This window comes from Hyphomicrobium zavarzinii ATCC 27496 (assembly GCF_000383415.1).
In the GTDB taxonomy this organism is placed as follows: domain Bacteria; phylum Pseudomonadota; class Alphaproteobacteria; order Rhizobiales; family Hyphomicrobiaceae; genus Hyphomicrobium_C; species Hyphomicrobium_C zavarzinii.
In genome coordinates this window covers 111,236-128,350 of sequence record NZ_KB911261.1, presented here as the reverse complement: position 1 = coordinate 128,350, position 17,115 = coordinate 111,236, and the positions used below count along the sequence as shown (strand labels likewise).

General features: G+C 63.5%; 17 protein-coding genes. 12 read left to right on the top strand and 5 right to left on the bottom strand.

Annotated features, from left to right (window positions below):
- Nucleotides 1-182: 182 nt before the first annotated feature.
- From F812_RS0118180 to F812_RS0118155, 6 genes are all read left to right on the top strand, one after another.
- Nucleotides 183-1,133, top strand: a complete 951-nt coding sequence (locus tag F812_RS0118180) for a sulfonate ABC transporter substrate-binding protein (RefSeq protein ID WP_020087417.1) — start codon at nucleotides 183-185, stop codon at nucleotides 1,131-1,133.
- Nucleotides 1,130-2,302, top strand: coding sequence for an FMNH2-dependent alkanesulfonate monooxygenase (ssuD, locus tag F812_RS0118175; protein WP_020087416.1), 1,173 nt, complete (start codon nucleotides 1,130-1,132; stop codon nucleotides 2,300-2,302). Before F812_RS0118180 ends, ssuD begins: the two co-directional genes overlap by 4 nt.
- Entirely contained in the window at nucleotides 2,299-3,081 is a 783-nt protein-coding gene (gene ssuC / locus F812_RS0118170) for an aliphatic sulfonate ABC transporter permease SsuC (RefSeq protein WP_020087415.1), read from the top strand. Before ssuD ends, ssuC begins: the two co-directional genes overlap by 4 nt.
- Before the next feature lie 15 nt (nucleotides 3,082-3,096).
- On the top strand, nucleotides 3,097-3,930 hold the full coding sequence (locus F812_RS0118165) for an ATP-binding cassette domain-containing protein (RefSeq protein ID WP_083929247.1): 834 nt from the start codon (nucleotides 3,097-3,099) through the stop codon (nucleotides 3,928-3,930).
- A gap of 23 nt (nucleotides 3,931-3,953) precedes the next feature.
- Complete coding sequence (locus tag F812_RS0118160) at nucleotides 3,954-4,490, top strand: flavin reductase family protein (protein ID WP_020087413.1); 537 nt, start codon at nucleotides 3,954-3,956, stop codon at nucleotides 4,488-4,490.
- A 624-nt stretch (nucleotides 4,491-5,114) separates the two neighbouring features.
- On the top strand, nucleotides 5,115-6,461 hold the full coding sequence (locus F812_RS0118155; protein WP_020087412.1) for a porin: 1,347 nt from the start codon (nucleotides 5,115-5,117) through the stop codon (nucleotides 6,459-6,461).
- Nucleotides 6,462-6,576: 115 nt separating this feature from the next.
- Here F812_RS0118155 and F812_RS0118150 read toward each other — a convergent pair whose 3' ends face one another.
- The 3 genes from F812_RS0118150 to F812_RS0118140 all read right to left on the bottom strand — a co-directional run bounded on the left by F812_RS0118150 (nucleotide 6,577) and on the right by F812_RS0118140 (nucleotide 9,479).
- Nucleotides 6,577-6,867 carry a hypothetical protein gene (locus tag F812_RS0118150; RefSeq protein WP_020087411.1) on the bottom strand — a complete coding sequence of 97 codons (291 nt, stop codon included), beginning with the start codon at nucleotides 6,865-6,867 and terminating at the stop codon, nucleotides 6,577-6,579.
- 436 nt (nucleotides 6,868-7,303) lie between these two features.
- A complete protein-coding gene (locus F812_RS0118145; protein WP_020087410.1) occupies nucleotides 7,304-8,461 on the bottom strand; it encodes a YeeE/YedE family protein in 1,158 nt (385 codons plus the stop codon).
- 82 nt (nucleotides 8,462-8,543) lie between these two features.
- Nucleotides 8,544-9,479 (bottom strand): sulfurtransferase, encoded by a 936-nt coding sequence (locus tag F812_RS0118140; protein ID WP_020087409.1) that lies wholly within the window; start codon nucleotides 9,477-9,479, stop codon nucleotides 8,544-8,546.
- Nucleotides 9,480-9,772: 293 nt separating this feature from the next.
- On the opposite strand from F812_RS0118140, the gene F812_RS0118135 reads away from it, so the two are divergent.
- Nucleotides 9,773-10,081, top strand: a complete 309-nt coding sequence (locus tag F812_RS0118135; RefSeq protein ID WP_020087408.1) for a gamma-butyrobetaine hydroxylase-like domain-containing protein — start codon at nucleotides 9,773-9,775, stop codon at nucleotides 10,079-10,081.
- A 23-nt stretch (nucleotides 10,082-10,104) separates the two neighbouring features.
- Nucleotides 10,105-10,338: a 4Fe-4S dicluster domain-containing protein gene (locus tag F812_RS0118130; RefSeq protein WP_020087407.1), complete on the top strand. Its 234-nt coding sequence runs from the start codon at nucleotides 10,105-10,107 to the stop codon at nucleotides 10,336-10,338.
- 23 nt (nucleotides 10,339-10,361) lie between these two features.
- On the opposite strand, the gene F812_RS24555 is transcribed toward F812_RS0118130, so the two are convergent.
- Entirely contained in the window at nucleotides 10,362-11,111 is a 750-nt protein-coding gene (locus tag F812_RS24555; protein WP_156827512.1) for a Crp/Fnr family transcriptional regulator, read from the bottom strand.
- A 127-nt stretch (nucleotides 11,112-11,238) separates the two neighbouring features.
- Here F812_RS24555 and F812_RS24550 point away from each other — a divergent pair, with 127 nt between their 5' ends.
- From F812_RS24550 to F812_RS0118110, 3 genes are all read left to right on the top strand, one after another.
- Entirely contained in the window at nucleotides 11,239-12,105 is an 867-nt protein-coding gene (locus F812_RS24550) for a 3-methyl-2-oxobutanoate hydroxymethyltransferase (RefSeq protein WP_020087405.1), read from the top strand.
- Between the two features lie 222 nt (nucleotides 12,106-12,327).
- Nucleotides 12,328-13,266, top strand: a complete 939-nt coding sequence (locus F812_RS0118115; RefSeq protein WP_020087404.1) for a CysB family HTH-type transcriptional regulator — start codon at nucleotides 12,328-12,330, stop codon at nucleotides 13,264-13,266.
- A 144-nt stretch (nucleotides 13,267-13,410) separates the two neighbouring features.
- A complete protein-coding gene (locus F812_RS0118110) occupies nucleotides 13,411-14,400 on the top strand; it encodes an aliphatic sulfonate ABC transporter substrate-binding protein (protein ID WP_020087403.1) in 990 nt (329 codons plus the stop codon).
- Nucleotides 14,401-14,434: 34 nt separating this feature from the next.
- On the opposite strand, the gene F812_RS0118105 is transcribed toward F812_RS0118110, so the two are convergent.
- Nucleotides 14,435-15,847, bottom strand: coding sequence for an FAD/NAD(P)-binding protein (locus tag F812_RS0118105; protein ID WP_020087402.1), 1,413 nt, complete (start codon nucleotides 15,845-15,847; stop codon nucleotides 14,435-14,437).
- A 167-nt stretch (nucleotides 15,848-16,014) separates the two neighbouring features.
- On the opposite strand from F812_RS0118105, the gene cysK reads away from it, so the two are divergent.
- Entirely contained in the window at nucleotides 16,015-17,004 is a 990-nt protein-coding gene (cysK, locus tag F812_RS0118100; RefSeq protein ID WP_020087401.1) for a cysteine synthase A, read from the top strand.
- Nucleotides 17,005-17,115: the final 111 nt, after the last annotated feature.

Below are 17,115 nucleotides of genomic sequence, written 5' to 3'. Positions count from 1 at the left end.
TCACCGCGCCACACGCGAGGTCGCGCAGCCGAGGCGTAGAGGGAAGGACGATCGCACATGACGGGACATCGCAGTTTCCCGGTCTCATTTCAGAGCCGATGTAGGGGCGTCTGAGCAACGCCGGCCGCGTCATCCGGCCCATCCGCCACCTGAAAACCCAGTTTCATCGAAGGAATTCGAACATGAGCTTCACCCGCAGAGGGTTTGGCGCGCTGGCGCTCGGCGCGCTCGCGCTTGGCAGCACGGCACTCTCCGCCTCCGCCGAGGATAAGGTTATCCGCATCGGCTATCAGAAGTACGGCAACGTCATCCTGTTGAAGGCGAAGGGCACGCTGGAGCCCAAGCTCGAGGCCATCGGCTACAAGGTCACCTGGGCGGAGTTCCCGTTCGGCCCGCCGTTGCTGGAGGCGATCAACGCAGGCGCGATTGATTTCGGGCACACGGGCGAAGCCCCGCCCGTGTTCGCCCAGGCGGCCGGCAGTGCCATCGTCTATGTCGCTCACGAGCCGCCGGCACCGGGTGGTGAGGCTATTCTCGTACCGAAGGACAGCCCCATCAAATCGGTGGCCGAGCTCAAGGGCAAGAAGGTCGCCTACGCCAAGGGATCGAACGCGAACTATTTCGCCGTAAAGGCGCTCGAGAAAGCCGGCGTGAAGTATGGCGAGTTCGAGCCGGTGCATCTGGCGCCCGCCGATGCCCGCGCCGCGTTCGAGAGCGGCAAGGTGGACGCCTGGTCGATCTGGGACCCCTTCTATGCCTCGGCGGAGGCGACCGCCAACGCTCGCGTTCTTCAGGATGGAACGGGTATCGTGTCCAACCATCAGTTCTATCTCGCGGGCAAGTCTGCGGTGGAGAAGCACGCCAAGGCGATCGAGGTGGTGCTGGCCGAGCTCAACGCCGTCAACGAGTGGGTCAGGCAGGATCCGAAGGCGGCAGCCGAGCAGTTGGCGCCCGGAACCGGCGTCCCCGCGGCAATTCTCGAGACGGCGCTCAAGCGGCAGTCCTATGGCGTGAAGCCGCTCGATGCGAAGGTGATCGAGGAGCAGCAGAAGATCGGCGACCTGTTCCATTCGCTCGGGCTGATCCCGAAGACCATCAAGGTCGACGAGATCGTCTGGAGGGCCGGCTCATGAGCAAGACGGCCGCCCAAAGGGCCAATGTTCTCTGGTTCCTGCCCACTCACGGCGAAGGCCGATACCTCGGCACGTCGATTGGCGCGCGGGCGGCCGACTTCAAATATTTGCGCCAGGTCGCTCAAGCAGCCGACGATCTCGGCTACTATGGGGTCCTGCTGCCCACCGGGCGGAGCTGCGAGGACTCCTGGGTGGTCGCGTCCGCGATCGCCCCTCATACGGAGCGCCTGAAGTATCTCGTCGCGGCCCGTCCGGGTCTCACGTCGGTCACCGTCGCGGCCAGAATGGCCGCGACGTTCGACAGGATCTCGAACGGACGGCTTCTGATCAACATCGTGACCGGCGGTGATCCGGTCGAGAACAAGGGCGACGGTCTCTTCCTCGGCCACACCGAGCGCTATGAGCTGACGCAGGAGTTCCTCGACATCTTCAAGCGGCTGCTCGCCGGGGAGACGGTCAACTACACCGGCAAGCACATCTCGGTGGAGGAGGGGCGCGTGTTGTTCCCGTCGGTTCAGCCAGGCGGGATTCCTCTTTATTTCGGCGGCTCGTCCGCGGCTGGCATCGATGTGGCCGCCAGCAGCGTCGACAAGTATCTGACCTGGGGTGAGCCGCCTGCCGATGTCGCGAGGAAGGTCGAGCAGGTGAAAGCGGCGGCGCGGGCCAAGGGCCGCGATGTGAGCTTCGGCATTCGTCTTCACGTCATCGTGCGCGAAACGAGCGAAGCCGCGTGGAAGGCTGCGGATAAGCTGATCTCCTATGTCAGCAACGACACCATCGCGGCAGCCCAGAAGATCTTCTCCCGCATGGATTCCGTCGGCCAGCAGCGCATGAGCGCGCTCCACGGCGGAGACCGCGGCAAGCTCGAGGTGAGCCCGAACCTGTGGGCGGGCGTCGGCCTCGTGCGCGGCGGTGCAGGCACGGCGCTCGTGGGTGATCCAGAAACGGTCGCAGCCCGGATCAAGGAGTACATCGATATCGGCATCGATACCTTCATCCTCTCCGGATACCCGCATCTCGAGGAAGCTTACCGCTTCGCCGAGCTTGTCTTCCCGCTGTTGCCGCTCTCGCACGCGAAGCAGACCTTCACGGCCAAGGTCAACACCGGACCGTTCGGCGAGACCATCGCCAACGACATCCTGCCCGAAAAGCAGGCCGCTCAGTCATGAGCGCGCCCCGGGCATCGCGGCGCCTCGATGGGCTGGTCCCGTGGCTATTGCCGCTGGGGCTGCTCGCCGTTTGGGAGGCGGCTTCCCAGGGGGGCATCATCTCGAACCGCGTCTTGCCTGCTCCATCCGCAGTGGTCATCGCGGGGTGGCGGCTCGCATCAACGGGAGAGCTGTGGGTCAACATGGGCGTCAGCGGCCTGCGCGCGCTCATCGGCCTCGCGATCGGCGGCACCTTCGGCTTCGTTCTCGGATTGACCAACGGTCTTTCGACAAAGTTCGAACGCGCGACCGACACCCTCCTGCAGATGGTGCGCAACGTTCCGCACCTGGCGCTGATCCCGCTCGTGATCCTGTGGTTTGGCATCGACGAGGCCGCCAAGATCTTCCTCGTCGTGCTCGGCGTCTTCTTTCCAATCTACATCAATACGCTTCATGGCATTCGCACCGTCGACCCCCATCTTATTGAGATGGGGCGCACCTACGGCATGACGAGCTTCGAGCTGTTCTGGCGGGTGATCCTGCCGGGCGCGCTGCCTTCCATCTTCGTCGGCTTGCGGTATGCGCTCGGCTTCATGTGGCTGACGTTGATCGTCGCCGAGACCATCGCGGCGTCCTCCGGCATTGGCTACATGGCCATGCAGGCGCGCGAATTCCTGCTCGTGGATGTCGTGGTGCTCAGCATCTTGATCTACGCCCTTCTGGGCAAGCTCGCCGACAGCACCGCGCGGCTCCTGGAAAGGCTATGCCTCTCCTGGCATCCCGCCTTTCAATCGAAGTGATAGAACGAGGCTCCAATGACCGCTGGCGCACTTTCACTTGGCCGGGTAGCCCCCGAGTATTGGCGCGAGGCGCGGGAAACAGTCCCGGTATCGTCGGCCGGCTTGAGCCTCACCGTTCGCGATCTCAAGAAGTCGTTCGGATCGAACGAGGTCCTGAAGGGGCTCGACCTCTTCATTCCGGCGGGTCAGTTCGTGTCGATCGTGGGCAAGAGCGGCTGCGGAAAGAGCACGCTGCTGCGCCTGCTCGTCGGCCTCGACAAGCCGACCGGCGGCGAGTTCTGGTATGGGGCCGCACCCGAGGAGCAGCACGACAAGAGCGCTGTGCGCGTCATGTTCCAGGAGCCGCGGCTATTACCCTGGGCGCGGGTTCTTTCGAACGTGGAGGTCGGGCTTGGCCGCGCCCGCAGGGAGAAAGGAGCGCGCGAGCGCGCGCTCGCGACATTGAGCGAGGTGGGGCTCGGAGACCGGAAGGGCGAGTGGCCCTCGGTGCTGTCCGGCGGCCAGCGCCAGCGCGTTGCGCTCGCCCGCGCCCTCGTCTCGCAGCCACGTGTGCTGGCCTTCGACGAGCCGCTCGGCGCCCTCGACGCTCTGACCCGCATCTCCATGCAGAATCTGCTAGAGCAGGTCTGGCGCGATCAGGGCTTCACCGCCCTCATGGTGACGCACGACGTGGCCGAGGCGGTCATGCTGGCTGACCGCGTTCTCCTGATAGAGAACGGCGCCATCACGCTCGACCTTCGGGTTGATATCCCGCGTCCGCGCCGGCGAGGCTCCGCCGAGATCGCGGCGCTCGAGGGGCGCATTCTGGACGCGCTCTTCAAGGACGCGCGGGCCGGCGAGGACGCTTGATAAGGGACTGAAAGACGAAGGCCATGGGGAACGGATGTCAGGCGGTGGTTCTGGCAGGAGGCGCCGGGATCGATGCGGATACGTTCCGCAGCGCTATGCGCCAGCTCGCAGGCGGTATCTGCGCCATCACCGTCGGCCGGGGCGATGAGCGGACAGGTTTGACCTCGACCTCCGTATCCTCGCTGTCCGCCGAGCCGCCTGCGCTGGTCTTTTGCATCAACAAGACGGCGTCGAGCTGGCCCATTCTCCAGGCCCGCCGCGCTTTTGCCGTCAACGTCCTCCCGCCGGGGCACAGATCCGTAGCCGACCGCTTCAGCGGACGGAATGGAGTGAAAGGTCTCGATCGCTACGAAGGCGCCCGCTGGTCCGAGCTTGTGACGGGGACGCCCGTACTGCTGGATGCGCTCGCCGTTCTCGATTGCGAGGTCGAGGATCTCATCGAGCGCTTCGGCAGTGCCGTCGTCATCGGCCGCGTCGTGGCTGCGCGTGTCCGGGGTGAGGATGCCGAGCCGGAAGCGCTGACATATTGGCGGGGCGCCTACAGCGTCATCCGCCGCTAGCCTCTTTTCATCCGAACGACTGAGACCTTGCGTGATGACCGCCCTTGGGCGCGAGCACGAGCGGCGCTGTCATGCGGCCGCGCATGGCCAATCCTGGCGCGCTTGATTCCACGAGAGCCCGGCTTGAGACGAGACAGCGCGCGAGTCGCGAGCAAATCCCTGTAGCTGCCGGGCCACAGCAAGGCGTCAAACAAGAGACAACAACGTGAGTGGCGCTCGATCCCGGTCTGAGCACGCCCCGCTCTCATTGGACAAAAAATGCTTTGGGAAGAAGCGGCCGGATCGCTTTTCGGCCAACATCGTCGAGCGCCGGACGACATCTCGGAATTTGAGACGAGGAGCATCGCCAGAAGCGCCATTCCAATGATTTTCAAATCACGGAATTAGGGGTTTCGAGAAAATCTGAAATTTTCTTCTAAGCAAAGAACGAAACGTCTTCTATCGAGCGAAGTTATTTTCATTTCACGCGCAAACTGGCTTGCGGTTCAGTGCTCTTCATCGGGGCCCGAGCAATCGGAAAAACGGTGTTTCACACACGTTTCGTGCTCAGGCCTGAGGCGCCCACGGAAGGGGTGCTCTCAGGTTCGTCGGCCGACCGAATGCTGGACTAAGTGGAGGTAGAAGATGATTGGGGGCACTATCAAGAAGCCTGGCATTGCGCTTGGGATCGCAATCGCCGGCTTGGCGTTCGGCGGGGCGACGTCCGCCTCGGCTGCAGACCTGGGCGGCGGCGGTTACGCCGACCTGGAAGAGCGCATTGCCGAACTCGAGGCCACGACGGCGCGCAAGGGCAACCGCAAGGTTTCGCTGACCGTTTCCGGTCTCGTGAACGAAGCCATCCTGTTCTGGGATGACGGCCAGGAGAGCAACGCTTACGTCATCACCAACGAGGAAGCGCAGACCCGCGTCCGCTTCCTAGGCGAAGCAGAGATCACCAAGGGCTGGAAGGCCGGTTACCTGATCGAACTCGGCATCCGCGGCTCGCGCGGCGACCGTGTTGATCAGGATACCGCTGACGGCGGATCTGCAACCGACCAGATCTTCACCCGCCACAGCGCCTGGTGGTTGAGCAGCAAGGACTACGGCAAGCTCTGGCTTGGCCTGACCTCGGACGCCGCCGACGGCATCACCGAGATCAACCTCGCCAACACCAACCACTTCGCCAGCTCGAACAAGCAGTACGCCGGTGACGGCGGAAACGGCTTCTTCATCAAGAACAACCTCGGAAACAACATCGCCATCGCGCCGGGCACGTCTCTGAGATGGGGTCACGTGTCCTCCCCGCCGGGTGCCGCTCAGCAAATCGGCGAAGGCCACCGCGAGAACCTCGTGAAGTACGAAACCCCGACGATCGCCGGCTTTACCGGATCGGCCTCGTGGGGTGAGGACGATATCTGGAACATCGCACTGCGCTACAAGGGCGAGTTCAGCGGATTCAAGTTCGCAGCCGGCATCGCCTACTCGGAGATCAACAAAAACAACCAGAACACGTGGCGCCGCGGCGCAGGCGACACCGACGAGCTCGGTCTCAGCGCCTCGCTTCTGCACACGGAAACGGGCCTCTACGTGACCGGTGCCTACGGGCATCTCACAGATGACGGCATCAGCGCCATCTCGGCTAACCTCGACGACGAATCCGACTTCTACTTCGTCCAGGCTGGCATCGAGCGGAAGTTCTTCCCCATCGGCAAGACCACCCTCTTCGGTGAGTACTGGCAGACCGAGCGCGGCGCGTGGGGCGTTCCTGTCGCTGGCGGCGGCGGCAATGTGATCTCGATCGGCGGCAACTTCGTTACTGGGTCGACGTATGAGGGTTGGGGGCTGGGTCTCAACCAGAACTTCAACGAGGTCTTCGATCTCTACCTCGTGTACAATCACACCACGGCCGACATCTCGACCACCGGTGGCAAGTTGACCGGCATCGAGGACCAGTTCGACTACGTCGTTGGTGGCGCTCAGATCAAGTTCTGATCCAAGACCTTCTCCCGAAGACGAGGAACAGACGGAGCCGCACCCTCACGGGTGCGGCTCTTTCCCTTTTGGGATGGCGTTTAGGTTGCGATCGTAAGGGCGGCTCGCGAGACAATCAGCTCCCGTTTTCGCGGAGCGTATCCCAGAAATCGACGGTTTCCCGACGAAGCGTATCGCCGCAATCCGGACCGCAATCGATCACGGTTCCGCGACGCAGCACCATCTTGCGGCCGACCCGGCTATCGAACACGCGCGCGGTATAGCAATTGAACCCGCCGCGCTCGCTGCAGGCGGTGACGGTGGTGGCAGACTTCCGGCTTTGCTTTGCATCTGCCGTCGTCGTGCTCGCGACGAGCGGAGCGGCGCCAAGGCCAACCAGAAGGGCAAAGGTGAGCACTTTGTGCATCGGATGAACTCCTTGTTGTTTGCTCCCAACGTTTTTTGCGTTCTATTGCGCATTTATGAATATACATATTCCAAATCGGCGGGCAAATGATTATGTGTCTTAGATAGCGTAATTTAATCTAATATAACGGATATAACACGCGTGCGTATTCATCGCTGGTGGCACATGCGTGACGATCTGATCGCTGGCTGCGAAAAAAGTGATTTAAAAAGCACGCGTGGAAACAAGTTCTTCTGACAAATGATTATTTCCCGCAAATCCGGAACGCGCGTAAAAATAGCGTCACGAGATGCGTAGCGCCCTACGAACAAGTTTGGATGCACTGCCGGGCCCGGCAGTCATAAAGAGCGTCGGCAAGTGAACCCAACCCACTTGCTGGCGCTTTTTTCATGCGCATGTCGCGATCGCGAGATGGATCCGCGCTCGGCGACCTGCTCTAGCGGGTGGGTAGGATCTTGAGCGTGACCCAGACGCCCGCGAAGCTCGCGGCGAGAAAGATCCAGCCGGAGGCGGCGCCCGCGATGGTGCCCGAAAGAAGCGTGCCGACCGTGCAACCGATAGCCGTCATCGCGCCCCAGCCGAGCAGAATGCCCCCGCCCACGCCGCGCAGCGCCTGGCCCGCAGTGGGCCAGGCAGGCGTGAACTGGCCCGCAACGAGCGCGCTGGCCAAGCTCGCGAGAACGAGGCCGACGACGAACGCGCCATTGGGCGAGAGGCCGGTGACGAGCGCCGTGCGGCAGCCCGCAAATCCGTCGAGCCCGTGCAGTGTCTCCGGCAGGAGCTCCGCATGGGCGAGCAGCGAGCGCGCCACGCTGCCGATCGCCGCCGTCACACCCAAAGGCTGCACCTGGAAATAGGCAACAGCCGCAATCACGCCGACCGCTGCCCCGCCGGCGGTCGCTGGCCAGCGCGCGATAAAAATTCGGTGCAAGGCATGCCTGAGCGGTGTCGCCCCTCTGATGTCCGGCTGAGAGACAGGTGGCGACGCGAAGCGCGCGAAAAGTGCTGCGAGCGCAGCAAGCAGGGCGAGCTGGCCCAGCAGCCATCCCGCATACCCCGTATAGGCCGGAAGCCAAACCACGGGTGTCGTCGCGATTGAAGCCACATAAAGCGTGTTCCAGGTGAGAAAGCCGGCCCCGAACCCCGCGAGCGTGCCGAGCAGGGCGAACGGCGCCGTCGGCGATCCTTCTCCAAGCCGGTAGAGGTGCCCGGAAATGCACGAGCCGGAGATGGCCATGCCGATGCCGAACGCAAAGGCGGCAAACGCGAGCAAGGGTCCCGCAGGCCCGATATGGGCATCCGGCGGAAGGCGTCCCGCGCCGGGATCCGGAAGCCAGGTCGTCAGAATGACGTGATAGCCGAGCGTGCCGACGCCGAGGGCGAGCAGGATGGCGGCGATGCCACGCACGTCCCTGTTCGAGAAAAAGTCGCGCGTGTGGCAGAGGAAACAGAAGCGCGACCTCTGGAGCACGAGGCCGAACAGCGCTCCGAGGGCGAGCGATTTCGAAAGCTTGCCGCTGTCGAGCGCGAACGCGGCGAGCGTCAAGCCCACCAGGATGATGAGCGATAGAAAGAGCTCGATCGATCGCGGCATTCGGGATCTCCAGACAGCAAAAAATGCCACCAGCGGCATGAGCCATGCCGCTGGTGGGGGATGGTGAGCGTGAGACGAGGAGCTACTTGCCGAGCCAGACCGTGCCGGCGAGGTTAGTGACCGGGGCTCCGACCGAGTTGCCGTACTCTGTCCACGAGCCGTCGTAGTTCTTGACGTCGTAGCCGAGGATCTGGGTCAGCAGATACCAGGTGTGGCTCGAGCGCTCGCCGATGCGGCAGTAGGTGATGATCGGCTTGGAGCCGTCGACGCCGGCGTCTGCGTAGAGTTTCTTCAGGTCGGCAGCCGGCTTGAACGTGCCGTCCTCGGCGTTCACGGCCTTGCTCCAGGTCACGTTGACGGCACCCGGCACGTGTCCGGCGCGAACCGACAGCTCCTTGGAGCCTTCCGGCGCGAAGATCTTGCCCTGGTATTCGTCGGCCGAGCGGATGTCGATCACGTGTACGTCGGTCTTCTTCTCGGCGGCGGCGAGAACGTCGCTGAGACGCGCGCGCAGGTTGGGCTTGCCGTCCGGAAGCTTGTAGTCGGTCGCCTTGACCTCGGCAGTCTTGGTGTCGAGCGGAAGCTGCTTCAGCTCCCAGATCTTGCGGCCGCCATCGAGAAGGCGCACCTGCTCGCCGAGGCCGTGAACGTGGAACACCCAGGCGCCCCAGGCGGCGAACCAGTTGTTGTTGTCTCCGTAGAGGACGACGGTGGTGTCTTTGTCGATGCCGGCGCCCTGGATGAGCTTCTCGAAGTTTTCACGCGAGACGATGTCGCGCGAGACCTTGTCCACGAGATCCGTGTGCCAGCGGAAGTTCAACGCGCCGGGCACGTGCCCGCGTTCGTACACGCCGGGATCGACGCTCACCTCGATGATGCGAACTTTCGGATTGTCGAGATTCTTCTGGACCCACTCGTAGGTCACGAGCGGCTCTTTGGCCGGGGCGGCGAACGCCGTGACCGAGAGGGTGGTGGCCGCAAGTGCCGCCACGGCAGTGATGAGGTGTCTGAGTGTCATAGGAACGGTTCTCCTCTTTGGGGGCGCGTCTCTGCCGCGACCCACAGGGCCGAACGAACCGAGGCCGCAGCGCCGCGAAACTAGGGAGGCCGCATCGCGTTCGGAAATAAGAAGAATGCCTTTCGAATGCAGCCTGCCGTTGCTTTGCAAAGCTTCCTGAAGACCCGGGATAGTCCCATCCGTATCGATGCGGATGCGGCCGGTTTGCGGCCCTGCGCAACTAATTGCTTTTCCGCGCGCGTGCCGGATGCGAGCCTCGCTTCGTTCCGAGCTTGTGAGGGAGTGTCTCTGCTGTGGACGTCGTTTCTGTCGAGATCGCGGACGAGGGGCGTGCGCTCGTCGTCCTGTGGAACGCAGGACGGCGCCGCTCTCTTTCCGCGGAATTTCTGTGGGCGCAGTGCCCCTCTGCGGCGGGGCGCGTGCGCCGCCTGCGGGGAGGGCACAGGTCACCGCCGGCCGCTCTCGCTATCGTAAGGGCGGCCGTGATCGGCACCTACGGCGTGAACATCGCCTTCTCGGACGGCCATAACCGCGGCATCTACCCCTGGAGCTATCTGGCGGAGCTTGCCGAGGCGCCCCAGCTCGAGGATTTCCTGCTCTAACGACGACAAGGCTCGGAGGACGAATGCCGCTAGCCGCCACCTACACCGCCGTTCCTGTCGAGGTAGACGACGCGAAATGCATCGCCGACAAAGGATGCACCGTCTGCATCGACGTGTGCCCGCTCGACGTGCTGAGGCTCAACGAGCTGACCGGCAAGGCATACATGGCCTACGACGAATGCTGGTACTGCATGCCGTGCCAGACCGATTGCCCGACGGGCGCGGTAACCGTGAACATCCCCTACCTTCTGAGATAGCAACGGAGCCCGGGGGGCGCGGTTCAGCCGGACGCATAGGCATCCCGCAGTCCCCGCGCATTGAGGATGGCAATGGAGTCCGGCTTGACGGACACGAAGCCGTCGCGCTCGAAACGGCCGAGCGTCGCGGTCACCCATTGCCGGGTGGAGCCGATAATCGCGGCAAGCTGCTCGTGCGTAACGTGCCGTGGAACTTCGAGATCCTTGCGTGCGCCGGGAATGGCACTTCGCTCCGCAAGCGTCAGCAGAAGCTCCGCGAGCCGCCCGCGCGCGGGCTTCGTCGCGAGAATCTGGGCGAGCGACGAATAGCATCGCCCCTTGACGATGAGCGCATCGATCAGCCCCATTGCGAAGCTCGAGTTCTGCAGCGCGAGCGCCCGCAGCAAGTGTCCCGGTATCCACGAGAGAACGCATGCGCTCGCTGCCTCCGCAGACCAGACGTGAGATCCGCGTCCGAACAGCTCCGGTCCGCCGACAAAGTGTCCCTCGGTCCAATAGGCGAGCGTGATCTCCTTGCCGTTGGGGGATGCGTAGAACGTGCGCACCGAGCCCTGCTCGATCACGAAGATGCCCGAGTGCGGCCGCCCCTGCTCGAATACGAGCGTGTCCGGGCTCAGCCGCAACGTCGTCGCATTACGCTTGATCAATTGGCGCACGTTGACCGGTAAGGTTTCCATGAGAGGCGCGTTGTCCTCGAGGATCTCGTGCTCGTCGATGAGGAACAGCGCATGGCCTTTCGGGCTCTGCGCGGTCGCTGCTGTTCCGTGATGCATGATGCCCTCCGATGACAAGTGCGTCCGCCATTAGAGGCTGTTCGCCCGTGAAAATCCTAAGAAGAAAATCTTCTTTGCATTTGCCCGCGCGTGACGTCAGTCAGGATGGATCTATCGAAGGCGCAAGATGACAGACACGAATTCACCGAAACGCACGCGCGTCACCCTCAAGGCCCTGCACCGGAAAAAGGCTGAGGGTGTCCGCATCACGGCCATCGGCGTCTACGATGCGCCCATGGCCGCGATCGCCGATCGCGTCGGCTTCGACCTTCTGATTGTTGGAAATGCCGGACCCATGTCGCTGCTCGGGCATCCGGATCCCACGAGCGTTACGTTCGAGGAGCAACTTTTTCTGACCCGCGCCGTTAGCCGCGTAGCGAAGTATGGCATCATCGTCGGCCATCTTCCCTTCATGACCTATCACGCGTCGAAGGAGCAGGCGATCACCAGCGCCGCACGGATGGTGCGGGAAGGCGGCGCCCATGTCGTCAAGTGCGAAGGCAACGCGTATACAGCAGCTTATATTGCCGAGATCGTGCGGGCTGGCGTGCCCGTCATGGGGCACATCGGAATGCAGGCCTCGCGCCGCGTCGAGCAGAGCGGCTTCGGCATCAAGGGGCGCACGGCCGCGGAAGCCCGGGAGATCGTCGCAACAGCCCGAGCCTTTGTCGCGGCCGGTGTGTTCGGCTTTATCGTGGAGCAGGTGCCGACCGAGCTTGCCGCCTATCTGACGCGCACCCTGCCGGTTCCGGTCATCACGCTCGGCGGCGGCCCGATCAACGACGGCGTCTATCATATCAGCGGCGATCTGGTGGGTTACACGGCATTTCCCACTCCGCGCAATCGCGGCGCTTACGCCAACATCAGCGCCGATATCGAGACTGCCATGACGCGTTTTCGCGACGATTGCCTGGCGCACGCCTATCCCTCCGACGAGCAGTCGGTCCACATCGACGCGGAGGAGTGGGCGCGCCTCTCGCAGGATTTGGCGTAAAGGACAAAAGCCTCCGCGACAGATTGGCTCAGCGCAGCATCGGACATCTGCGCCCGCTCGCTGAACAAGCTCACGCCGGGGGTTTCGGCGCTTTTGCATATAAGCAAAGTAGTTCTTGTTGTTTGTCGTTATGCAAAATCATCGAGCAACGTACGGAGCAGCATAACCCTAGGGCATGAATCCTGCGCCGTGCCGGCGGCAGGACAAGGCAAGGCACCGTCGATGAACCTTCAGCAGCTTCGGATTATCAGGGAAACCGTTCGCGCAAAGTTCAATGTCACCGAAGCGGCAAATGCGATCTACGCGTCGCAATCCGGCGTCAGCAAGCAGATCCGCGACCTCGAGGAGGAGCTCGGTGTTGCGCTGTTCCGCCGCCGTGGGAAGCGCCTTCTCGGATTGACGGAGCTTGGGGAGCAAGTCGTCAAGATTGCCGATCGCGTGTTGCTCGAAGCCGAGAACATCAAGCAGGCGGCCTCGCAGTTCGCGGTGAGCGACAGAGGCCTGCTCGAGATCGCAACAACGCATACGCAAGCCCGATACGTGCTGCCGGACGTCATCGTGAAGTTCAAGCAGCAATACCCTGGCGTTCGCCTTGTCCTGCACCAGTCGAGCCCGCGAGACATCGGCACGCTCCTGAAATCGGGCACCGCCGATCTCGCCATCGCAACGGATGCTTTCACGGACGAGCGTGACCTCGTCTCTTTCCCGTTCTATTCCTGGCAGCACATCGTCGTGGTCCCCGCGGGTCATCCCCTCGACGGCAGGGAGAACGTCACGCTGGAGGAGCTGGCGAACTATCCGATCGTCACCTACGACACGGGCCTCACCGGGCGTCCGCGCATCGATGAAGCCTTCGACGCGCAGAACCTGAGCCCCGACGTCACCATGACGGCGCTCGATGCCGACGTGATCAAGGCTTACGTCGCGCTGGGTCTCGGCGTCGGCATCATCGCGCCGATGTCGTTCGATGCGAAGCGGGACGCGGGTTTGCGCCTCGTCAACCTGAAAGAGCCGTTCGCGCCCAGCACCACCAGCATCGCGCTGCGACGCGGGCGTCTCCATCGCGGCTACGTCTACCGCTTCATCGAGCTGTGCACGCCGACGATCACCGAAAAGCTCATCCGTGACACGGAGGCATCCGGACAGGGCGACGAGGACTGACACACGGAAACAAGTGTGGGGGTCGAGTAGACTTTTTGCGTATTTGCTTAGCGAAACTTCATATTGGAGAGCACGCAACGTCCGTCCTCATAGTGCGCCTGACGGGCCACGCCTTTGGCCCCGGCAGAACATGAGGAGATCACGATGCGATATTTGAAACGCCTGTTGCCGTTGGCTGCCGTGCTGGGCACGTCGCTGGCCGCACTCACGCCGGGCAACGCGGCGGACGAAACCAAAACGGTTCGGATCGGCTTCCAGAAGTCCTCGACGCTGGCGACTGTCCTGAAGACGAACGGAGAACTCGAGAAACGCCTCGCGGCGCTCGGCTACAAGGTTTCGTGGTCCGAGTTCGCGAGCGGACTGCCGCTGCTGGAAGCCTTGAATGTGGGCGCCATCGAGCTTTCGGCGGATGTCGCCGATACGGTTCCGGTGTTCGCCCAGGCCGCGGGCGCCAAGCTCACCTACGTCGCGCAGGAAGCGCCATCGCCCACTGCGCAGGCCATCCTCGTTCGTCCCGACTCACCCCTGAAAGAGCTTGCCGACCTCAAGGGAAAGAAGGTCGCCGTCACCAAGGCCGCCGGCGCGCACTTTCTTTTGATTTCCGCGCTGAGCAAGGCCGGCCTGAAGTTCAAGGACATCGAGCCCGCTTACCTCTCGCCGGCCGACGGACGCGCCGCGTTCGAGAAGGGCGCGGTCGACGCCTGGGTCGTCTGGGATCCCTTCGTTTCCGCCGCGCAGAAGCAGGCCAACGCGCGCGTTCTTGCAGATGGAACAGGCATAGCCAGCTATCAGCGCTACTATCTGGCCGCCAGCGCCTTCGCCGCGAGCGACCCCAAAGTGATCGAGACGTACTTCGAGCTTCTCCAGTCGACGGGGCAGTGGGTAAAGGCCAACCCGGCGGAGGCCGCGAAGGTGCTCGCCCCGGTCTGGGGACTCGATCCCGCCATTGTCGAAACGGCGAATGGGCGCCGCAGCTATCAGGTCCGCGCTCTAAGCGCCGCCGATCTCACCGAGCAGCAGCGCATCGCGGACGTGTTTTTCGCCGAGGGCCTGTTGCCCAAGGAGGTGAAGGCGACGGACGCGGAGATCTGGTCGCCCACCGGCAAGAAGAGCTCGGAGGTTGAAAAGCGCTGACGATCAGAGCTGGCCACGCGCGCCAAACGCGTGGTCAGCTTACTTCGGCGACATCGCGCGCCGCCGCCGCAAGCGCGTTTGAGACTGTCTCTGCAACACGGCGCGCATGCTCCGAAACTTGCGGAAGACCCATCAATTCGCCGAACCGCGCGCGGGCAAGCGGGCCAGCGATGAAAAGCGTCGGGACGACGCCCCCCTTCCGTCCAATGGCGCGGCTCTCTCCATCGCACGCGATGCCAAGCCCCAGATGATCGGCTATGACGTAACCTGCAGCCTTGAGCGCCCCGAGATAGGGGTGCGTCGAGAGGATCTTCGCGTGCGCTGGTCCCGTTGTCACGATGATACGGTCGGCCGAAAGAGTTGCGACCTCATGCCTGGCTCTCCGGCGAACGGAGAGGGTAAGGGCATCCAGGTCTTTTCGCGCGTCGAGGAGCGAGGCCGAAAGGATCGTGAGCGAGCCATCCGCGAGCTTGCGGTCGAGGACGTCCTCGACCTGCGGCGCGATGCGGAAGCGATGCACATCCCAATAGACGCGCAGATGCCGCACGATAGCGCTTTGTGCGTCGGGAGAGAGGGTCGGCCAGAACGTCTGCGCCTGCGCGCGCACCGCATCGATCACCCCATGCCAACTGAGGCCGCTATCTGCCGCCTCGCCAATTGTCTGCCTTATCTGACGTAAGAACCGAGAGGCGCGTGCAGGCGGCATCGTGAAATCGCCGAACGGATCCGACGCGATCTTTGAGTGCCCGCGCGAGCGCAATCCGCGCCGCGAGATCGCGACGAGCGGACCAAGGTGGCCGAGCCGGTCGAGTGAGGCCACCACATCCGCCATCGTGAGACCCGTGCCGAGAATCACCACCCGCTCCTGTGGCGCGATCTGGTTCAGCGCGCCCGGCAAGAGCGCGTCCGCAATCACTCGCGGGTCCGAGGCGATCGGGGCGAGCGGCTGGGGAGGATCGGGAGAGGGGTGCGTCGTGGCGAGAACCACGATCTCCGCGCGCACGGTCGTTCCATTTTCGGTCGCGAGCGTCCACCGGTCGCCGGAGTAGGAGATCTCCTCCACGCGGCCCCTGATATGCGCGACATGCCCTTCGGAAACGAGCGGCTCTATGTGCGCGGCCACATACCGTCCGAACACCGCCCGCGCCGGATAGAGAGCGCCGTCGCGGCCAGTGATGGCCTCGTCCCCGCGTCCCGCCTGCGTTGCGGAGAGCCAGCGCGCGAAGTGGGTATCGTCGCCCGGAACGAGCGACATGCGCGAAGCCGGCACATTGATCCGGTGAGCGGGGTCCCGATCGTCATAGGCAAGCCCGCCGCCGAGAAAGCTGCGAGGTTCGAAAACGGCAACCGAGGCGCCGGGACGGTAGCGGGAGAGATGATAGGCGACGGCCGCGCCGGTAAAACCTCCTCCCACGATGGCCACGTCGAACGGTCGGGCTTCGCTCATAGCGCCTCATCCTCTGGAAAGAGCGCCAAGCTACGGAGAATACGGCCCCGCACAACGAAGAAGACGCGCAATGCAAATCGTGAATTTGCATTTCACATATTCATCGTTCCGCGCCGCGGTGAAGATCCATACGTTGAGCCGAATCTGTCTTGCACGGGGAGCGAGTGATGAACGATATCGTTAAGATCAAGACGCTTGAGGCCACAGCGGGCTGGGGCCGCGGCCGCGTTTATGAGAACATTACGGAGACCATCGGCCATACGCCTGTCGTGGCTCTGAACCGCTTCCAGGCTGCGGACGACATTCCCGCGCGCATTCTCCTGAAGCTCGAATTCTTCAACCCGCTCTCCTCGGTGAAGGATCGCATCGGCGTGTCTCTCGTCGATGTGCTTGAGCAGGAAGGTAAGATCACGCCCGGGAAGACCGTGCTCGTCGAGCCGACATCGGGCAACACCGGCATAGCGCTCGCGTTCGTCGCCGCCGCGCGCGGCTACGAACTGATCCTCGTCATGCCCGAATCCATGTCGCTCGAGCGCCGCAAGATCCTGGCCCACTTGGGCGCCAAGCTCGAGCTGACGCCGGCCGCAGGCGGTATGGGCGCCGCCATCGCCCGCGCGAAGGAGCTCGCCGGGAGCCTGCCTGATGCGCTCATTCCCGGCCAGTTCGATAACCCCGCCAATCCACTGGTTCACGAGCGCACGACGGCCGAGGAGATCTGGAAGGATACCGGCGGCAACGTCGATGTCATCGTCGCGGGCGTCGGCACAGGTGGCACTATCACCGGCGTCGGCCACGTTCTGAAGCAGCGCATCCCGCATCTCAAGATCGTTGCGGTCGAGCCGGATGCGAGCCCCGTTCTCTCGGGCGGCCAGAAAGGCCCGCACAAGATTCAGGGCATCGGCGCGGGCTTCGTACCGGCGGTTCTCGACACCAAGGTGATCGACGAGGTGGTGACGGTCTCAAACGACATCGCGTTCGAAACGTCACGCCGGCTCGCAAAGATCGAGGGCATTCCGGGCGGTATCTCGACCGGCGCCAACGTGGCGGCTGCCGCCGCGCTTGCTAAGCGGCCCGAGCTCAAGGGCAAGACGGTGCTGACGTTCGCGCCGTCGTCTGCCGAGCGCTACTTCTCGAGCGATTTGTTCCTGCCCACATGATCTTGGCGGGCCTGAGCTGCGTCCCCGCTCGCATCTCGGGCTCGCGGGCCATAAGGCCCTCGGCCCCGATGCATGGTCTCTCTCCCGAGGGCCTTGCGTCGGGGCCCGCAA

Excerpts from the sequence above, each read along its gene's own strand:
- F812_RS0118110 (WP_020087403.1), top strand. The coding sequence starts at position 13,411 with ATGCGATATTTGAAACGCCTGTTGCCGTTGGCTGCCGTGCTGGGCACG.
- F812_RS24550 (WP_020087405.1), top strand. The coding sequence starts at position 11,239 with ATGACAGACACGAATTCACCGAAACGCACGCGCGTCACCCTCAAGGCC.
- F812_RS0118155 (WP_020087412.1), top strand. The coding sequence starts at position 5,115 with ATGATTGGGGGCACTATCAAGAAGCCTGGCATTGCGCTTGGGATCGCA.
- ssuC (WP_020087415.1), top strand. The coding sequence starts at position 2,299 with ATGAGCGCGCCCCGGGCATCGCGGCGCCTCGATGGGCTGGTCCCGTGG.
- F812_RS0118105 (WP_020087402.1), bottom strand. The coding sequence starts at position 15,847 with ATGAGCGAAGCCCGACCGTTCGACGTGGCCATCGTGGGAGGAGGTTTT.
- F812_RS0118165 (WP_083929247.1), top strand. The coding sequence starts at position 3,097 with ATGACCGCTGGCGCACTTTCACTTGGCCGGGTAGCCCCCGAGTATTGG.
- F812_RS0118150 (WP_020087411.1), bottom strand. The coding sequence starts at position 6,867 with ATGCACAAAGTGCTCACCTTTGCCCTTCTGGTTGGCCTTGGCGCCGCT.
- ssuD (WP_020087416.1), top strand. The coding sequence starts at position 1,130 with ATGAGCAAGACGGCCGCCCAAAGGGCCAATGTTCTCTGGTTCCTGCCC.
- F812_RS0118160 (WP_020087413.1), top strand. The coding sequence starts at position 3,954 with ATGGGGAACGGATGTCAGGCGGTGGTTCTGGCAGGAGGCGCCGGGATC.
- F812_RS24555 (WP_156827512.1), bottom strand. The coding sequence starts at position 11,111 with ATGCATCACGGAACAGCAGCGACCGCGCAGAGCCCGAAAGGCCATGCG.
- F812_RS0118140 (WP_020087409.1), bottom strand. The coding sequence starts at position 9,479 with ATGACACTCAGACACCTCATCACTGCCGTGGCGGCACTTGCGGCCACC.
- cysK (WP_020087401.1), top strand. The coding sequence starts at position 16,015 with ATGAACGATATCGTTAAGATCAAGACGCTTGAGGCCACAGCGGGCTGG.
- F812_RS0118130 (WP_020087407.1), top strand. The coding sequence starts at position 10,105 with ATGCCGCTAGCCGCCACCTACACCGCCGTTCCTGTCGAGGTAGACGAC.
- F812_RS0118180 (WP_020087417.1), top strand. The coding sequence starts at position 183 with ATGAGCTTCACCCGCAGAGGGTTTGGCGCGCTGGCGCTCGGCGCGCTC.
- F812_RS0118145 (WP_020087410.1), bottom strand. The coding sequence starts at position 8,461 with ATGCCGCGATCGATCGAGCTCTTTCTATCGCTCATCATCCTGGTGGGC.
- F812_RS0118115 (WP_020087404.1), top strand. The coding sequence starts at position 12,328 with ATGAACCTTCAGCAGCTTCGGATTATCAGGGAAACCGTTCGCGCAAAG.